Origin of the sequence: Burkholderia sp. IMCC1007, from assembly GCF_027257875.1 — a bacterium.
In the GTDB taxonomy this organism is placed as follows: Bacteria; Pseudomonadota; Gammaproteobacteria; order Burkholderiales; family Burkholderiaceae; genus Burkholderia.
Genome location: NZ_JAPVQY010000059.1, coordinates 32,999 through 50,105, shown reverse-complemented (window position 1 = coordinate 50,105; position 17,107 = coordinate 32,999). Strand labels below are relative to the sequence as shown.

13 protein-coding genes are annotated in these 17,107 nt (G+C 67.1%); 11 read left to right on the top strand and 2 right to left on the bottom strand.

The features are described 5' to 3' along the window. Window positions 1-320 precede the first annotated feature (320 nt). The 5 genes from leuS (at window position 321) to O1Q03_RS33020 (ending at window position 6,474) form a co-directional block, all read left to right on the top strand. Window positions 321-2,915: a leucine--tRNA ligase gene (gene leuS / locus O1Q03_RS33040; protein WP_269508905.1), complete on the top strand. Its 2,595-nt coding sequence runs from the start codon at window positions 321-323 to the stop codon at window positions 2,913-2,915. Window positions 2,916-2,953: 38 nt separating this feature from the next. Continuing rightward, window positions 2,954-3,505, top strand: coding sequence for an LPS-assembly lipoprotein LptE (locus tag O1Q03_RS33035; RefSeq protein ID WP_269508903.1), 552 nt, complete (start codon window positions 2,954-2,956; stop codon window positions 3,503-3,505). An 18-nt stretch (window positions 3,506-3,523) separates the two neighbouring features. Beyond that, window positions 3,524-4,618 (top strand): DNA polymerase III subunit delta, encoded by a 1,095-nt coding sequence (gene holA / locus O1Q03_RS33030; RefSeq protein ID WP_269508901.1) that lies wholly within the window; start codon window positions 3,524-3,526, stop codon window positions 4,616-4,618. Window positions 4,619-4,756: 138 nt separating this feature from the next. Continuing rightward, entirely contained in the window at window positions 4,757-6,028 is a 1,272-nt protein-coding gene (locus tag O1Q03_RS33025; RefSeq protein ID WP_269508899.1) for a glutamate-5-semialdehyde dehydrogenase, read from the top strand. Window positions 6,029-6,051: 23 nt separating this feature from the next. Then, entirely contained in the window at window positions 6,052-6,474 is a 423-nt protein-coding gene (locus tag O1Q03_RS33020; protein WP_269508897.1) for a CopD family protein, read from the top strand. Between the two features lie 113 nt (window positions 6,475-6,587). Here the strand turns inward: O1Q03_RS33020 and O1Q03_RS33015 are convergent, their stop codons facing one another. Further along, on the bottom strand, window positions 6,588-7,436 hold the full coding sequence (locus O1Q03_RS33015; RefSeq protein WP_027783542.1) for a MurR/RpiR family transcriptional regulator: 849 nt from the start codon (window positions 7,434-7,436) through the stop codon (window positions 6,588-6,590). 293 nt (window positions 7,437-7,729) lie between these two features. Between O1Q03_RS33015 and edd the strand changes: the two genes are divergently transcribed. From edd to O1Q03_RS32995, 4 genes are all read left to right on the top strand, one after another. Next, complete coding sequence (edd, locus tag O1Q03_RS33010; RefSeq protein WP_269508895.1) at window positions 7,730-9,586, top strand: phosphogluconate dehydratase; 1,857 nt, start codon at window positions 7,730-7,732, stop codon at window positions 9,584-9,586. 19 nt (window positions 9,587-9,605) lie between these two features. Beyond that, window positions 9,606-10,232 (top strand): bifunctional 4-hydroxy-2-oxoglutarate aldolase/2-dehydro-3-deoxy-phosphogluconate aldolase, encoded by a 627-nt coding sequence (gene eda, locus O1Q03_RS33005; protein WP_269508893.1) that lies wholly within the window; start codon window positions 9,606-9,608, stop codon window positions 10,230-10,232. A gap of 218 nt (window positions 10,233-10,450) precedes the next feature. After that, window positions 10,451-11,812 (top strand): GntP family permease, encoded by a 1,362-nt coding sequence (locus O1Q03_RS33000; RefSeq protein WP_269508891.1) that lies wholly within the window; start codon window positions 10,451-10,453, stop codon window positions 11,810-11,812. Between the two features lie 13 nt (window positions 11,813-11,825). Further along, window positions 11,826-12,329, top strand: a complete 504-nt coding sequence (locus O1Q03_RS32995) for a gluconokinase (protein ID WP_269508889.1) — start codon at window positions 11,826-11,828, stop codon at window positions 12,327-12,329. 327 nt (window positions 12,330-12,656) lie between these two features. Here the strand turns inward: O1Q03_RS32995 and purB are convergent, their stop codons facing one another. Beyond that, entirely contained in the window at window positions 12,657-14,045 is a 1,389-nt protein-coding gene (gene purB / locus O1Q03_RS32990) for an adenylosuccinate lyase (RefSeq protein ID WP_269508887.1), read from the bottom strand. Window positions 14,046-14,547: 502 nt separating this feature from the next. On the opposite strand from purB, the gene O1Q03_RS32985 reads away from it, so the two are divergent. Both O1Q03_RS32985 and O1Q03_RS32980 read left to right on the top strand, forming a co-directional pair. Next, entirely contained in the window at window positions 14,548-15,513 is a 966-nt protein-coding gene (locus tag O1Q03_RS32985; RefSeq protein WP_269508885.1) for a LysR substrate-binding domain-containing protein, read from the top strand. A gap of 276 nt (window positions 15,514-15,789) precedes the next feature. Then, window positions 15,790-17,076 (top strand): Glu/Leu/Phe/Val family dehydrogenase, encoded by a 1,287-nt coding sequence (locus O1Q03_RS32980; RefSeq protein ID WP_269508883.1) that lies wholly within the window; start codon window positions 15,790-15,792, stop codon window positions 17,074-17,076. Window positions 17,077-17,107 lie beyond the last annotated feature (31 nt).

The following is a 17,107-nucleotide window of genomic DNA, read 5'->3' as shown; positions in this document are numbered from 1 at the left end:
CGCCGCCGCGCCGGCCGCGCAACGCTGACGCGCCGGCGAACCGCCGCGCCGCGCATCGCGCGAGGCCGTGCGCCGCGGGATCGGGCCGCGCGCCGCAAGACCGGCCGGATGGGCCGGCGCTGACGGTATAATCATCGTTTTTCCCGGTTGGCAGGTTTTTTCCAGGTAACCCGGCATTTTCCAGGTAACCCCGAAAATATCCGGAAACCCCGCACAGGCCTCGCAACAGCGAGCCTGCAGCGCCGCCGGGCCAGCACGATTTTCGATCCAATCCTGCGCGCGAGCCGTCGCGCCGCTTAAAGCCTAGCCCGAACCACACCATGCACGAGAGATACGTACCCGCCGACGTCGAAGCCGCCGCCCAGGGCGACTGGCGCGCAGCCGATGCCTACAAGACGCAGGAAGATTCGCAGAAGCCGAAGTTCTACTGCGTGTCGATGCTGCCGTACCCGTCCGGCAAGCTGCACATGGGTCACGTGCGCAACTACACGATCAACGACGTGATGTACCGCTATCTGCGGATGAACGGCTACAACACGCTGATGCCGATGGGCTGGGATGCGTTCGGGATGCCGGCCGAGAACGCCGCGATGGCGAACGGCGTGCCGCCCGCGAAGTGGACCTACGACAACATCGACTACATGAAGGGCCAGATGCAGTCGATGGGTCTCGCGATCGACTGGTCGCGCGAAATCGCGACGTGCAAGCCCGACTACTACAAGTGGAACCAGTGGCTCTTCCTGAAGATGCTCGAGAAGGGCATCGCATACAAGAAGACGGGCACCGTGAACTGGGACCCGGTCGACCAGACCGTGCTCGCGAACGAGCAGGTGATCGACGGCCGCGGCTGGCGCTCGGGCGCGCTCGTCGAGAAGCGCGAGATCCCGATGTACTACCTGCGCATCACGCAGTACGCGGATGAGCTGCTGAACGACCTCGACGGCCTCGGCTGGCCCGAGCGCGTGAAGATCATGCAGCAGAACTGGATCGGCAAGAGCTTCGGCGTGAACTTCGGCTTCCCGTACGAACTCGACGGCGAGCAGAAGCTGCTGCGCGTGTTCACGACGCGCGCCGACACGATCATGGGCGTCACGTTCTGCGCGGTCGCGGCCGAGCATCCGCTCGCCACGCGCCTCGCGCAGGGCAAGCCGGAGCTGCAGGCGTTCATCGACGAATGCAAGCGCGGCGGCGTCGCCGAAGCCGACGTCGCGACGATGGAGAAGAAGGGCGTCGCGACCGGCTTCTCGGTCAAGCACCCGCTGACCGGCGAGCCGGTCGAGGTGTGGATCGGCAACTACGTGCTGATGAGCTATGGCGAAGGCGCGGTGATGGGCGTGCCCGGCCACGACGAGCGCGATTTCGCGTTCGCGAAGAAATACGGTCTGCCGATCAAGCAGGTGATCGCGAGCGAAGGGCAGACTTACTCGCTCGACGCATGGCAGGAGTGGTACGGCGACAAGGAAACCGCGGTCTGCGTGAACAGCGGCAAGTACGACGGCCTGCGCTATGCGGAAGCGGTCGACGCGGTCGCGGCAGACCTGAAGGCCGGCGGCTTCGGCGACAAGCAGGTCACGTGGCGCCTGCGCGACTGGGGCGTGTCGCGCCAGCGCTACTGGGGCACGCCGATCCCGATCATCCACTGCCCGTCGTGCGGCGACGTGCCGGTGCCGGAGCAGGATCTGCCTGTCGTGCTGCCGGAAGACCTCGTGCCGGACGGCTCGGGCAACCCGCTCGCGAAGTCCGAAGCGTTCCTGAACTGCACGTGCCCGAAGTGCGGCGCGGCCGCGAAGCGCGAAACCGACACGATGGACACCTTCGTCGATTCGTCGTGGTACTTCTCGCGCTACACGGCGCCGGACGCCGAGACGATGGTCGACGCGCGCACCGATTACTGGATGCCGATGGATCAATACATCGGCGGCATCGAGCACGCGATCCTGCACCTGCTGTATTCGCGCTTCTGGACCAAGGTGATGCGCGACCTCGGCCTCGTGAAGTTCGGCGAGCCGGCGAAGAACCTGCTCACGCAGGGGATGGTGCTGAACGAGACGTACTACCGCGAAGACGCGTCGGGCAAGAAGACCTGGTACAACCCGCTCGACGTGACGGTCACGCACGACGACAAGGGCCGCCCGGTCGGCGCGACGCTGAATGCGGACGGCCAGCCGGTCGTGCTCGGCGGCATCGAGAAGATGTCCAAGTCGAAGAACAACGGCGTCGATCCGCAGCTGCTGATCGACCAGTACGGCGCCGATACCGCGCGCCTGTTCACGATGTTCGCCGCGCCGCCCGAGCAGCAGCTCGAGTGGTCGGGTGCGGGCGTCGAAGGCGCGAGCCGCTTCCTGCGCCGCGTGTGGAGCTTCGGCGCGGGCAACCGTGAAGCGCTCGCCGTGCGCGCCGGTTTCGACGCGGCCGCGCTCGGCGACGCCGACAAGGCGCTGCGCCGCGAGATCTACAGCGTGCTGAAGCAGGCCGATTTCGACTACCAGCGTCTGCAGTACAACACGGTCGTGTCGGCCGCGATGAAGATGCTGAACGCGATCGACGGCGCGAAGGGCGCGACGCCCGCCGTGCTGCGCGAGACGTACGGCGTGCTGCTGCGCGTGCTGTACCCGGTCGTGCCGCACATCACGTTCGAGCTGTGGAAGGCGCTCGGCTACGCGGACGAATTCGGCCCGCTGCTCGACGCACCGTGGCCGAAGGTCGACGAAGCCGCGCTCGAGCAGGCCGAGATCGAACTCGTGCTGCAGGTGAACGGCAAGGTGCGCGGCGCGCTGAAGGTCGCGAAGGACGCGAGCCGCGACGCGATCGAAGCGGCGGCGGTGGCCGACGAAGCGTTCGCGAAGTTCAGCGACGGCAAGCCGGCGAAGAAGATCGTCGTCGTGCCGGGCCGCCTCGTGAACATCGTCGTCTGACGGCCGTTGGCCGTCGGGCGCACACAGAAGGAGCGAAGGTGATCCGCAGATCGTTTTTGATGCTCGTCGGCAGCGCGGTCGTGCTGTCGGCATGCGGCTTCCAGTTGCGCGGCCAGCAGGACTACGCGTTCAAGCACCTGTTCGTGGCCGGCGCGCCGCCGGCTGTCGAGGCGCGGCTCACGCGCCTCGTCGAGGCCGGCAGCGACACGAAGATCGTCAAGTCGGCGGACGACGCCGACGTCGTGCTGAACATGTCGGAGTCGCGTGGCCAGAACACGCTGACGCTCAACAAGTACGGCTCCGCACAGGAATACGCGCTGTTCTACACGCTGAACTACACGCTGACGAGCAAGGACGGCACCGTGCTGATCCCGCCGAGCGCGATCGCGCTGAACCGCGCGATGACGTACAGCGACCAGTACACCAACGCGAAGGCGCAGGAAGCCGACATCCTGTACGCGGACATGGCGAACGATGCCGTCGACCAGCTGATGCGGCGTCTCGCGATCGTCCATTCGCTGACGCCGGCGCCGCAGGACGTGGTGCCGGGCGTGGCGCCGGGCGCGCCGCTGCCGCCGCCGCCGCTCTGATCGCCGGCGCACGCACCGATGCAATTGCGACTTGATGCGCTGGAGCCGCACCTCGCGAAGGGGATGGCCGGGCTCTACACCGTGTATGGCGACGAGCCGCTGCTCGCGCAGGAAGCGTGCGACCGCATTCGTGCGGCCGCGCGCGCGGCCGGTTTCACCGAGCGTTCGGTGCATACGGTCGAGCGCGGCTTCGACTGGAGCGTGCTGCTCGGCGCGACCCAGGCGATGTCGCTGTTCGGCGAGCGTCAGCTGATCGAGCTGCGCATTCCGTCGGGCAAGCCGGGCAAGGAAGGCGCCGATGCGCTGAAGACGCTCGCGGCCACGCCCAACCCCGACGCGCTGATGCTCGTCACGTTGCCGCGTCTCGATGCGGCCACGCAGAAATCCGCGTGGTTCACCGCGCTGCAGAACGGCGGCGTCGCGCTGAAGATCGATCCGGTCGACCGCGCGCAGCTGCCGAACTGGATCGGCCAGCGTCTGTCGATGCAGGGCCAGCGCGTCGCGCCCGGCGACGACGGCCGGCGCGCGCTGCAGTTCATCGCGGAGCGCGTCGAGGGCAACCTGCTCGCCGCGCACCAGGAAATCCAGAAGCTCGGGCTGCTGTATCCGCAGGGCGTGCTCGCGTTCGAGCAGGTGCACGACGCGGTGCTGAACGTCGCGCGCTACGACGTCTTCAAGCTGAACGAAGCGATGCTCGCCGGCGACGCCGCGCGGCTCGCGCGGATGATCGACGGGCTGAAAGGCGAGGGCGAGGCGATCGTGCTCGTGATGTGGGCCGTCGTCGAGGAATTGCGCACGCTGCTGCGGATCAAGCGCGGCACGACGGCCGGCAAGCCGCTGGCCACGCTGCTGCGCGAGAACCGCGTGTGGGGCCCGCGCGAGCGGCTGATCGCGCCTGCGCTGAACCGCGTGTCGGAAGCGACGCTCGAGAAGGCGCTCGCGTTCGCCGCGAAGCTCGACCGGCAGGTCAAAGGGCTGTCGGCCATCACGCCGGGCCGCCGCACGCAGGACGATCCGCCGCCCGATCCGTGGGACGGCCTGTTCCAGCTCGCGATGACGGTGGCAGGCGAGCGCGGCGAACGACCGCCGACCGCGGGTCGCGTGCGGCGTTAAGCCTCGTCGGGGCCGTCAGCGCCCGCATCGCAACCCGCTTACAATATTCCGTTGGCCGGCGCGGCCCTTCCTGCTGCCGCGCTGCGCGCTTTCCCCGAATTCATGCCGCGCCAAGCGGCTCGCTTCTCGAGTCACACCATGGATATCGATCAGTACATGACGGACCTGGGCCGCCGTGCCCGGCACGCTTCCCGCGCGATGGCGCGCGCGAGCACGGCCGCGAAGAACGCGGCGCTCGACGCCGTGGCCCGCGCGATCGAACGCGATGCGCAGGCGCTGAAGGATGCGAATGCACGCGACGTGGCCCGCGCGCGCGAAAAGGGGCTCGATGCGGCGTTCATCGATCGCCTGACGCTGTCGGACAAGGCGCTGAACACGATGGTCGAAGGGCTGCGCCAGGTCGCGTCGCTCGCCGATCCGATCGGCGAGATCGGCAACCTCAAGTACCGCCCGAGCGGGATCCAGGTCGGCCAGATGCGCGTGCCGCTCGGCGTGATCGGGATCATCTACGAGTCGCGCCCGAACGTGACGATCGACGCGGCCGCGCTGTGCCTGAAGTCGGGCAACGCGACGATCCTGCGCGGCGGCTCCGAAGCGCTCGAGTCGAACGCGGCGCTCGCGAAGCTGATCGGCGAAGGGCTCGAGGCGGCCGGCCTGCCGCAGGACGCGGTGCAGGTCGTCGCGACCGCCGATCGCGCGGCGGTCGGCAAGCTGATCACGATGACCGAGTACGTCGACGTGATCGTGCCGCGCGGCGGCAAGAGCCTGATCGAGCGCCTGATCAACGAGGCGCGTGTGCCGATGATCAAGCACCTCGACGGCATCTGCCACGTGTATGTCGACGATCGCGCCGATCTCGCGAAGGCGCTGACGGTGTGCGACAACGCGAAGACGCATCGCTACGGCACCTGCAACACGATGGAGACGCTGCTCGTGTCGAGCGGCATCGCGGCCTCGCTGCTGCCGCCGCTCGGCAAGCTGTATCGCGACAAGCAGGTCGAGCTGCGCGTCGATGCGGCCGCGCGCGCGGTGCTCGCCGCTGCCGGCGTCGGCCCGCTCGTCGATGCGACCGAAGAGGACTGGCACACCGAATATCTCGCGCCGGTGCTCGCGATCAAGGTCGTCGACGGCCTCGACGCGGCGATCGAGCACATCAACCACTACGGGTCGCACCACACGGATGCGATCGTCACCGAGGATCACGACCGCGCGATGCGCTTCCTGCGCGAAGTCGATTCGGCGAGCGTGATGGTCAACGCGTCGACGCGCTTCGCGGACGGCTTCGAATTCGGCCTCGGCGCGGAAATCGGCATTTCGAACGACAAGCTGCACGCGCGAGGCCCGGTCGGCCTGGAAGGGCTCACGTCGCTGAAGTACGTCGTGCTCGGGCACGGCGAAGGCCGCCAGTAACCGTCAAGCGAGGCGCACAACCGATGGCAATGCTTTGGGTCAAGACGTTCCACATCGTTCTGATCGCCGCGTGGTTCGCGGGGCTGTTCTACCTGCCGCGCATCTACGTGAACCTGGCCATGGAGACCGATCCGGCCGCGGTGCGGCGCCTGCTGCTGATGGCGCGCAAGCTGTTTCGCTTCATGACGTTCATCGCGGTGCCGGCGCTCGCGTGCGGGTTGTGGCTCTGGCTCGCGATCGGCATCGGCCAAGGGCAGGGCTGGATCCACGCGAAGGTGACGGTCGTGCTGCTGCTGATCGTCTATCACGCGTATTGCGGGCACCTGCTGCGGGTGTTCGAGCGCGGCGAGAACCGTCGCACCGACAAGTGGTATCGCGTGTTCAACGAACTGCCGGTGCTCGGCATGCTCGCGGCGGTCGCGCTGGTCGTGATCAAGCCGTTCTGAGCGGCGAGGGCGTCGCCGTCGAACCGTGCGCAACGGCGCCCTGCGGGGCGCCGTTGTTCGTTTACGTGCCGTTTTTACGTCCCGCTTTTATTCCCGGTTCGCGCGGCGCGGATTCAATCCTTCGTGCCGTCGTCGATCCGGCGCCGCGTGATCGCTTCCTTCGCGCGGCCGACCCGCTCCATCAGCGCGGGCCCGCGCGACAGCGCGACGCCGACCGCGAGGATGTCACCGATCGCGAGGTGCGACATCCGCGACGTCATCGGCGAGAACACGTCGGTTTCCTCGGCGACGTTCGATGCGAGGCTCACCGTCGCGAGCTTCGCGAGCGGCGAATGGCTCTGCGTGATCGCGACGACTTTCGCGCCGCACGCGAGCGCGGAGCGCGCGGCATCGACGATGTCGCGCGTGCGGCCGGTGTTCGAGATCGCGACGACGACGTCGTGCGGCCCGAGCAGCGCCGACGACATCGAGAACGTGTGCGGGTCGGAATACGCGACGCTCGGCACGCCGAGCCGGAAGAACTTGTGCTGGATGTCCTGCGCGGCGATGCCCGAGCCGCCGGCGCCGTAGAACTCGATGCGCGACGCGTTCGACAGCAGCGCGATCGCGTCGGCGACGCTGCCGGCCGACAGGCTGTTGCGCACCTCGATCAGCGCGCCGATCGTGCGGTCGAACACCTTGCCGATGATGCCGGGCGCCGGTTCGTCGGGCTCGACGTCGCGATACACCGACGACACGCCGGGCGCGACGCTCTGCGCGAGCCGGATCTTGAATTCGCGAAAGCCGCTGCAGCCGAGCGCCTGGCAGAAGCGCGCGATCGTCGGCTGGCTGACGCCCGCGCGGGTCGACAGCTCGGTCATTGCGAGGTCGAGCACCTCGCGCGGCGCGGCGAGGATGTAGTCGGCGAGCTTGCGCTCGGACGGGCGCAACTCGGCGCGGATCGCTTCAATGCGAGGCAGCATGGGACGGCAGATGTAAATCGGGTTCGGATGAGCGAGTGTATCGCAATCGAATTGTAGAAAATCTACATGAAAATGCTAGCTCTTTCGTTGGCCTGTCCTCGCGTAGGTAGTGGTGAAAATTAGGGTTTTCACTAGGTAAAACCTTGCTGGTGGCGGGAATGGCGGTTGCGTACAGATCGATCTGCATTGCGCGCTTGTAGTTTTTCTACTAGACTGGCTTCGTTCGTTCGACGCACTCGACCGTCCCCACGATTCCAACCGCCGGTGTCGTCCGGCATACAGGAGCGCCCAGCATGACGTCGCTGCACCCCACTCTGGCAAAAGTCACCGATCGCGTGATCGCCCGCAGCCAATCGACCCGTTCCGCCTATCTGCAGCGCATCGACGGCGCGCAAGGCAAGTTCCCTGCACGCGGCGCGCTGTCGTGCGCGAACCTCGCGCACGGTTTCGCGGGCCTCGAGGGCAGCGACAAGTTCCAGATCAAGGCGATCCGCGAGCCGAACATCGGCATCGTGTCCTCGTACAACGAGATGCTGTCCGCGCACGCGCCGTACAAGGATTTCCCCGACATCATCAAGGCGGCCGCGCGCGAGAACGGCGGCGTCGCACAGTTCGCCGGCGGCGTGCCGGCGATGTGCGACGGCGTCACGCAGGGCAACCCCGGGATGGAGCTGTCGCTGTTCTCGCGCGAGGCGATCGCGATGGGCACGGCGATCGCGCTCACCCACAACATGTTCGACGCGGCGCTCTGCCTCGGCATCTGCGACAAGATCGTGCCGGGCCTCTTGATCGGCGCGCTGCAGTTCGGCCACCTGCCGACGATCTTCGTGCCGGCCGGCCCGATGACGAGCGGCCTGTCCAACGACGACAAGGCGAAGATCCGCCAGCAGTTCGCGACCGGCCAGGTCGGCCGCGACGCGCTGCTCGAAGCCGAATCGGCCGCGTATCACGGCCACGGCACCTGCACGTTCTACGGCACCGCCAACAGCAACCAGATGCTGATGGAGCTGATGGGGCTGCACCTGCCGGGTTCGGCGTTCGTTCATCCGCACACGCCGCTGCGTACCGCGCTGACGGCCGAGGCCGCGCGCCGCGTGCTCGACCTGACGGTCGAGCGCGGCCAGTACACGCCGATCGGCCACGTGATCGACGAGAAGGCGATCGTCAACGGGATCGTCGCGCTGCTCGCGACGGGCGGCTCGACCAACCACACCCTGCACCTCGTCGCGATCGCGCGCGCGGCCGGCATCCTGATCGACTGGAACGATTTCGACGAGCTGTCGGCCGTCGTGCCGCTGCTCGCGAAGATCTACCCGAACGGCAAGGCCGACGTGAACCACTTCCACGCGGCCGGCGGCGTCGCGTTCCTGGTGCGCAACCTGCTCGAAGGCGGGCTGCTGCACGAAGACGTGACCACCGTCGCGGGCAAGGGGCTCACGCACTATACGAAGGAGCCGAAGCTGATCGACGGCAAGCTGACGTGGGTCGACGGCACCGCCGAGAGCCACGACACGAAGGTGCTGCGCGGCATTCGCGATCCGTTCCAGCCGGACGGCGGCCTGCGCCTGATGCAGGGCCGGCTCGGCCGCGGCGTGATCAAGATTTCGGCCGTCGCGCCCGAGCACCGCAAGGTGACGGCGCCCGCGATCGTGTTCGATTCGCAGGAAGCCGTGCAGGCGGCGTTCGATCGCGGCGAGCTGAAGCGCGATTTCGTCGCGGTGGTGCGCTTCCAGGGCGCGCGCGCGAACGGGATGCCCGAGCTGCATCGTTTGACGCCGCTGCTCGGCGTGCTGCAGGATCAGGGCTTCCACGTCGCGCTCGTTACCGACGGCCGCATGTCGGGCGCGTCGGGCAAGGTGCCGGCCGTGATCCACGTGTCGCCGGAAGCGCTGCTGGCCGGCCCGATCGGCAAGGTGAAGACGGGCGACATGCTCGTGATCGACGCGGAAGCCGGCGTGCTCGACATCGAGGTCGACGACGCCGAGTGGCACGCGCGCCCGGTCGCCCAGCCGCTGCACCAGGCCGAGAACGAAGTCGGTTTCGGGCGCGAACTGTTCGGCGTGTTCCGCGCGGCGGCCGCACCGGCCGAGCAGGGCGCATCGGTTTTCGGGACGCTGGTCGGCGAAACGGCCGTCCACGTCGCCGCATGAATTTCAAGGAGCCACATCAATGAAGACGATTGCTGAAATCGTGAAGCTGGGCCCGGTCATTCCGGTGCTCGCATTCGACTCGGTCGAGCAGGGCGAACACGTGTCGCGCGCGTTGCACGCGGGGGGCGTCAAGGTGCTCGAAATCACGCTGCGCACGCCGGCAGGGCTGGAAGCGATCCAGCGCGCGAGCCAGCTCGCGGACGACATCGTCGTCGGCGTCGGCACGATCACGAAGCCCGAACACTGCGCGCAGGCGAAGCGCGCGGGTGCGAAGTTCGGCGTGTCGCCGGGCCTGACGAAGGAGCTGCACCTCGCGTCGCTCGACGCGGACCTGCCGCTGCTGCCGGGCGTGATGACGCCGAGCGACATCATCCAGGCGCTCGAATTCGGCTACGAGATCGTGAAGTTCTTCCCCGCGCAGCAAGCCGGCGGCGTGCCGATGCTGCAGGCGTTCCACGGGCCGTTCCCGGGGCTGAAGTTCTGCCCGACGGGCGGCATCACGGTCGACACCGCGCCGAATTTCCTGAAGCTGCCGAACGTCGTGTGCGTCGGCGGCTCGTGGCTCACGCCGAAGGCGGCGCTCGCCGCGCAGGACTGGGCCGAAGTCACGCGTCTCGCGCAAGCGGCGAGCCAGCTTCCCCGCTAAGACTTGTACCGGATGACCGTTCAACCCTCGGTAGGCGAGCTTAGTGCTTGTTTTACCGAGGGTTTTTGCTGATGGAACCGGTTCTATCCGCGGACCGTAAAGATAAGTAAAATTCAGCGTCCTGACGGGGTGGGAACCCCCCGTGTTTCGGAGACCTGCATAGCCGGGCATACTCGCTACCACTCGCCCGGTTCGAACAATCCAAGGAGGAGTGCCACATGGGGGCTGTCCAAGGCAGCATGCTGCTCGTATTCACGCTGATCGCGATCGCCGCGCTGATCCTGATGATCGCGCGCTACAAGATCTACCCGTTCCTGGTGCTGATCATCGTTTCGCTTGGCCTCGGTCTCGCCGTCGGCATGCCGATGGACAAGATCGTCAAGTCGTTCGAAACGGGCACCGGCGGCACGCTCGGCCACATCGCGATCGTCGTCGGCCTCGGCACGATGCTCGGCAAGATGATGGCCGAATCGGGCGGCGCCGAACGGATCGCGACCACGCTGATCGACTGGTTCGGTGAAAAGAACATCCACTGGGCGATGATGTTCGTCGCGATCATCGTCGGCCTGCCGGTGTTCTTCGAAGTCGGCTTCGTGCTGCTGATCCCGATCGCGTTCAACGTCGCGAAGCGCACCGGCAAGTCGCTGCTCGTCGTCGGCCTGCCGATGGTGGCCGGCCTGTCCGTCGTGCACGGGCTGATCCCGCCGCACCCGGCCGCGCTGCTCGCCGTCCAGCAATATGGCGCCGATATCGGCAAGACGATCGCATTCGGCCTGATCGTCGGCGTGCCGACCGCGATCATCGCGGGCCCGCTGTTCGCGCTGATGATCTCGAAGTTCGTGAAGCTGCCGGAAAACAACCCGCTCGCGTCGCAATTCGTCGATTCGCGCACCGATGGCGGCAAGCGCGAGCTGCCGAGCTTCGGCATCACGTTGTTCACGATCCTGCTGCCCGTCGTGCTGATGCTCATCGGCAGCTGGGCCGACCTGGTGTTCGCGCCGAAATCGCTGCCGAACAACCTGCTGCGCTTTGCCGGCAACTCGGACGTCGCGCTGCTGATCGCCGTGCTCGTGAGCTTCTTCACGTTCGGCAAGCTGCAGGGCTTCAACCGCGACCAGATCCAGAAGTTCTGCGGCGAGTGCCTGGCGCCGATCGCCGGGATCACGCTGATCGTCGGCGCGGGCGGCGGCTTCGGCGGCGTCCTGCGCGACAGCGGGATCTCGCAGCAGATCGTCGAGACCGCGAAGCACGCGCATCTGTCCCCGCTGCTGCTCGGCTGGTTCGTCGCGGCGCTGATGCGCCTCGCGACGGGTTCGGCGACGGTCGCGATGACGACGGCCTGCGGCATCGTCGCGCCGATCGCCGCGGCGTCGGGTGCGGCGGTTCGTCCGGAGCTGCTCGTGCTCGCCACGGGCTCGGGTTCGCTGATTTTCTCGCACGTGAACGACGGCGGTTTCTGGCTGATCAAGGAATACTTCGGGATGACGGTCGGTCAAACGTTCAAGACCTGGTCGCTGCTTGAAACCATCATCTCGGTGCTCGGTCTGAGCTTTACGCTGCTGCTGAGCCTGGTTCTGTAACAAGGGGTAGTCAATGATTCTGATCGCAATGGGCGTGTCGGGCGCGGGCAAGTCGCTGATCGGCGAAATGCTGGCGGAACGCCTGGCGTGCAGCTATACCGACGGCGACGCGTTTCACAGCGCGGCGAACAAGGAAAAGATGCACCACGGCATTCCGCTGACCGATGAAGACCGCTGGCCGTGGCTGCGTACGATCCGCGCGGCCATCGAGGAAAAGCAGCGCGCGGGCGAAACCGCCGTGTTCACGTGCTCGTCGCTGAAGCGGTCGTACCGCGACGTGCTGCGCGGCACCGACACCGACGTGCGGTTCGTGTATCTGAAGGGTTCGTTCGAGATGTTGCACGAGCGCCTGAAGAGCCGCACCGGCCATTTCTTCGATCCGTCGCTGCTGAAGAGCCAGCTCGACACGCTCGAGGAACCGGGCCCGGACGAAGCGATCGAGGTCAGCATCGAGCTGACGCCCGAGCAGATCGTCGATCAGGTCATGCTGAAGCTCGGTCTCGCGCAGCAGCGCTGAGCGCGGTTCGCGGCCATCGTCGCTTCAAACTGGAAAAGGCGCCCACGGGCGCCTTTTTCGTTCGCGGCGAGCAAGCCGGCCAGGCTGCGCGCGCATGTTGGGGGAAATCCCGCTTGCCGTCCCGCCTCGGAACGACGGCTCGGCTTCTTCGACGCGGATGCCGTTCAGCAGCACGTCGAACATCGTGTCGTGCACGGCGGCCGGATCGAGCTGCGGATACGGCGGCGCGGGCCGTTCCGGGCGTTGGTCCCCGCGCGATGCGCCAGTAAAAAAGCCCGATGCGAATTGCTTCGCATCGGGCTTTTTTGCGTCAGGCGACGGCGGCGCTTACGCGATCCGCTTCGCGAGTTCGACGGCCTTGCCGATGTACGACGCCGGCGTCATCGCGAGCAGGCGGTCCTTCGCATCCTGCGGGATCGCCAGCGTGCCGACGAATTCCTGCAGCGCTTCGCGCGTGATGCCCTTGCCGCGCGTCAGTTCCTTCAGCTGCTCGTACGGGTTCTCGATGCCGTAGCGGCGCATCACCGTCTGGACCGGTTCGGCGAGCACTTCCCAGCAGTTGTCGAGATCTTCGTTCAGGCGCTGCGGGTTCACTTCGAGCTTGTCGAGGCCGCGGATCAGCGAGTCGTACGCGAGCAGCGAATAGCCGAGCGCGACGCCCATGTTGCGCAGCACCGTCGAGTCGGTCAGGTCGCGCTGCCAGCGCGACACCGGCAGCTTGTCGGCGAGGTGGCGCAGCGTCGCGTTCGCGAGGCCGAGGTTGCCTTCCGAGTTCTCGAAGTCGATCGGGTTGACCTTGTGCGGCATCGTCGACGAGCCGATTTCGCCGGCCTTCGTCTTCTGCTTGAAGTAGCCGACCGAGATGTAGCCCCACACGTCGCGGTCGAGGTCGAGCAGGATCGTGTTCGCGCGCGCCACGGCGTCGAACAGTTCGGCCATGTAGTCGTGCGGCTCGATCTGGATCGTGTACGGGTTGAACGTGAGCTTCAGGCGGTTCTCGATCACGTCGCGCGAGAACGCTTCCCAGTCGAATTCCGGATACGCGGACAGGTGCGCGTTGAAGTTGCCGACCGCGCCGTTCATCTTGCCGAGGATCTCGACCTTCTCGATGCGGGCGATCGCGCGGTCGAGGCGCGCGGCGACGTTCGCGAGTTCCTTGCCGAGCGTCGTCGGGCTGGCCGGCTGGCCGTGCGTGCGCGACAGCATCGGCTGTTCGGCCAGCGCGTGCGACAGCGCGACGAGGCGCTGGTGCACCGTGCGCAGCGCCGGCACGATCACGTGCTCGCGCGCGCCGGCGAGCATCATGCCGTGCGACGTGTTGTTGATGTCTTCGGACGTGCACGCGAAGTGGATGAATTCGCTGGCCTTCTCGAGTTCGGCCTGGCCCTTCACCGATTCCTTCAGCCAGTATTCGACGGCCTTCACGTCGTGGTTCGTCACGCGCTCGATTTCCTTGATGCGCGCGGCGTCGTGCGCGGTGAAGCGCTCGGCGAGCTGCAGCAGGAACTGTTCGGACGCTTCGGAGAAGCGCGGGACTTCCGCGAAGCCGGCGCGCGACAGCGCGATCAGCCAGTGCACCTCGACGGTGACGCGGTGGCGCATGAAAGCGGCTTCGGAGAGCCAGTCGCGCAGCGCTTCGGTCTTGCTGGCGTAGCGGCCATCGATGGGCGAGAGCGCGGTGAGGGCGAAAAGCGTATCGGGACGAGTGTCGGACATGATCGGGCGGGGCCTTGGGGCCGGGGCGAACGAGGGGGAGGAGAATCCGGCATTTTACCATTGGCGCGGGTCGATCCCGGCCGAACCGGGGGCCGGCCGCCGTTGCGACGGGCGATCGGCGCGCAGACGGCGCTCCGGCGGGCACGGGCCGCGCCCGCACGGCACGCGGACGGAGCCCGCACGGCACGCGGACGGCGCCCGAACGGCACCCGGACGGCACGCGAACGGCGCTCGAACGGCACAGGCGGCACCCGAACGGCACGCGAACGGCACGCGAACGGCACGCGAACGGCCCTCGGACGGGACGACACGCGAACGACACGCGGACGGCGCCCGAACGGCACCCCAACGAAGCCCGAACGGAGCCGGGCACCCGAGCGCACCGCGTCGCCGGCCCGCTCGCCGCCGGAGGCGGCGGACCATGGACAACGCCGTCGGCCGGGCCCGCCCGCCGGTAGAATGCAGGCTTCTTCCCGATCCGCCGCCCGCCGCGCCCGCCTGCATGGAACTGAAATGGCTCGAAGACTTCGTCTCGCTCGCGGAAACGCGCAGCTTTAGCCGCTCCGCCGAACTGCGGCACGTGTCGCAGCCCGCGTTCTCGCGGCGCATCCAGGCGCTCGAGGCGTGGCTCGCGACCGAGCTGATCGATCGTTCGGTCTATCCGACGCGACTCACGCAGGCCGGCCAGATCTTCTACGAGCAGGCGCTGACGATGCTGTCGCAGGCGCACGAGGCGCGCACGCTGCTGCGCGGCCACGTCGGCGCGCCGGTGCCGACGATCGAATTCGCGGTGCCGCACACGCTGTCGCTCACGTATTTCCCGCGCTGGCTGCAGCGGATCGAGGCGAAGATGGGGCAGGTCCACACGCGGTTGCGCGCGCTGAACGTGCACGATGCGGTGCTGTCGCTCGTCGAGGGCGGCTGCGATCTGGTGATGGGCTATCACCACCCGAGCCACCCGGTCGCGCTCGATCCGGCCCGCTACGACATGCTGGTCCTCGGCAGCGAGCCGATCAGCCCGTTCTCGGCGCCGGGCCGCGCGGGCCGGCCGCGCTACACGCTGCCGGGCACGGCCGACGCGCGCGTGCCGTACCTGTCGTATACGCCGAACGCGTATCTCGGCCGGATGACCGAGGTCATCGTCGCGAACGCGCCGACGCGGCTGTTCCTCGATCGCGTGTACGAAACCGACATGGCCGAAGGGCTGAAGGCGATGGCGCTCGCGGGCCACGGTGTCGCGTTCCTGCCGCACAGCGCGGTCGAGGACGCGGTGGCCGGCGGCCGCCTGATCCGGCTCGACCGCTCCGCGCGCGGCGGCACGCATCCGTTCACGCTGACGATGGAAATCCGGCTTTACTGCGACAAGCTCGCGCTGCAGGGCGACGATCCGCGGCAGAAGCTGGTGCGCGCGCTGTGGGACGTCGTGCGCGACGAACTGCGCGAGACCACCGGCGACACCGCCGGTTAACCGCCGGCGGTTAATTCGGCCGACCGGCTCACTCAACTGACGGCGGCCTTGCAGCACCGGTCGGACGACTGTCCGGCGGGCCTCCCGCGCATTTCCAGAACGATTTTCCACGCACGCGATGCACGACCGATCGCGGGCGTTCTTGCGCAATTCGACCGCAGATTTGCGAAAAATCCCGATCATGCAAGAAACGCATAATCGAATAAGCAAACGGCATTGGATAAAAAAAACGGGTTTTTCGACAATGTGCGCAATCCGTTGAACGTTGGAGTGTCCATGTCTTCGCAACTGCAGTCCATCCCGTCCTACCTTCACGCCGACGATCTCGGCCCGTGGGGCAACTACCTTCAGCAGGTCGATCGCGTCGCACCGTATCTCGGTTCGCTGTCGCGCTGGCTCGAAACGCTGAAGCGTCCGAAGCGCATCCTGATCGTCGATTGCCCGATCGAGCTCGACAACGGCACCGTCGCGCACTTCGAAGGCTATCGCGTGCAGCACAACGTGTCGCGCGGGCCCGGCAAGGGCGGCGTGCGCTACCACCAGGACGTGACGCTGTCGGAAGTGATGGCGCTGTCCGCATGGATGTCGGTGAAGAACGCGGCCGTGAACGTGCCGTACGGCGGTGCGAAGGGCGGCATCCGCGTCGACCCGCGCAAGCTGTCGCGTGGTGAGCTCGAGCGCGTGACGCGCCGCTACACCAGCGAAATCGGCATCATCATCGGGCCGAACACCGACATTCCGGCGCCGGACGTCAACACCAACGAACAGGTGATGGCGTGGATGATGGACACGTACTCGATGAACCAGGGCCAGACGTCGACCGGCGTCGTGACCGGCAAGCCGATCTCGCTCGGCGGCTCGCTCGGCCGCAAGGAAGCGACGGGCCGCGGCGTGTTCGTCGTCGGCTCCGAAGCGGCGAAGAAGAAGGGCCTCGAGATCGAAGGCGCGCGCATCGCGGTGCAGGGCTTCGGCAACGTCGGCGGCATCGCGGCGAAGTTGTTCCAGGAAGCGGGTGCGAAGGTGATCGCGGTGCAGGATCACACGGGCACGATCTACCAGCCGGCCGGCCTCGATTCGAACAAGCTGCTCGACCACGTGGCACGCACGGGCGGCGTCGCGGGCTTCGAAGGCGCGGAACCGATGCCGAACGACGAGTTCTGGACGGTCGAGACCGACATCCTGATCCCGGCGGCACTGGAAAACCAGATCACCGAGAAGAACGCGGCGAAGATCCGCACGAAGATCATCGTCGAAGGCGCGAACGGCCCGACGACGACGGCAGCCGACGACATCCTGAGCGCGAACGGCGTGCTCGTGATCCCGGACGTGATCGCGAACGCAGGTGGCGTGACCGTGTCGTACTTCGAGTGGGTGCAGGACTTCTCGAGCTTCTTCTGGACGGAAGACGAGATCAACCACCGTCTCGAGCGCGTGATGCGCGAAGCGTTCGCCGGCGTGTGGGCGGTCGCGGAAGAACACAAGGTGACGGTGCGTACGGCGGCGTTCATCGTCGCGTGCAAGCGCATCCTGATGGCGCGCGAAATGCGCGGCCTGTACCCCTGATCGCGCGTCGCCGACTGGCCTCGATGGCCAT

Bases quoted from the DNA above. Each gene is read 5' to 3' on its own strand.
- leuS (WP_269508905.1), top strand. From the start codon at position 321: ATGCACGAGAGATACGTACCCGCCGACGTCGAAGCCGCCGCCCAGGGC.
- holA (WP_269508901.1), top strand. From the start codon at position 3,524: ATGCAATTGCGACTTGATGCGCTGGAGCCGCACCTCGCGAAGGGGATG.
- O1Q03_RS33025 (WP_269508899.1), top strand. From the start codon at position 4,757: ATGGATATCGATCAGTACATGACGGACCTGGGCCGCCGTGCCCGGCAC.
- O1Q03_RS33020 (WP_269508897.1), top strand. From the start codon at position 6,052: ATGGCAATGCTTTGGGTCAAGACGTTCCACATCGTTCTGATCGCCGCG.
- O1Q03_RS33015 (WP_027783542.1), bottom strand. From the start codon at position 7,436: ATGCTGCCTCGCATTGAAGCGATCCGCGCCGAGTTGCGCCCGTCCGAG.
- edd (WP_269508895.1), top strand. From the start codon at position 7,730: ATGACGTCGCTGCACCCCACTCTGGCAAAAGTCACCGATCGCGTGATC.
- eda (WP_269508893.1), top strand. From the start codon at position 9,606: ATGAAGACGATTGCTGAAATCGTGAAGCTGGGCCCGGTCATTCCGGTG.
- O1Q03_RS33000 (WP_269508891.1), top strand. From the start codon at position 10,451: ATGGGGGCTGTCCAAGGCAGCATGCTGCTCGTATTCACGCTGATCGCG.
- O1Q03_RS32995 (WP_269508889.1), top strand. From the start codon at position 11,826: ATGATTCTGATCGCAATGGGCGTGTCGGGCGCGGGCAAGTCGCTGATC.
- purB (WP_269508887.1), bottom strand. From the start codon at position 14,045: ATGTCCGACACTCGTCCCGATACGCTTTTCGCCCTCACCGCGCTCTCG.
- O1Q03_RS32985 (WP_269508885.1), top strand. From the start codon at position 14,548: ATGGAACTGAAATGGCTCGAAGACTTCGTCTCGCTCGCGGAAACGCGC.
- O1Q03_RS32980 (WP_269508883.1), top strand. From the start codon at position 15,790: ATGTCTTCGCAACTGCAGTCCATCCCGTCCTACCTTCACGCCGACGAT.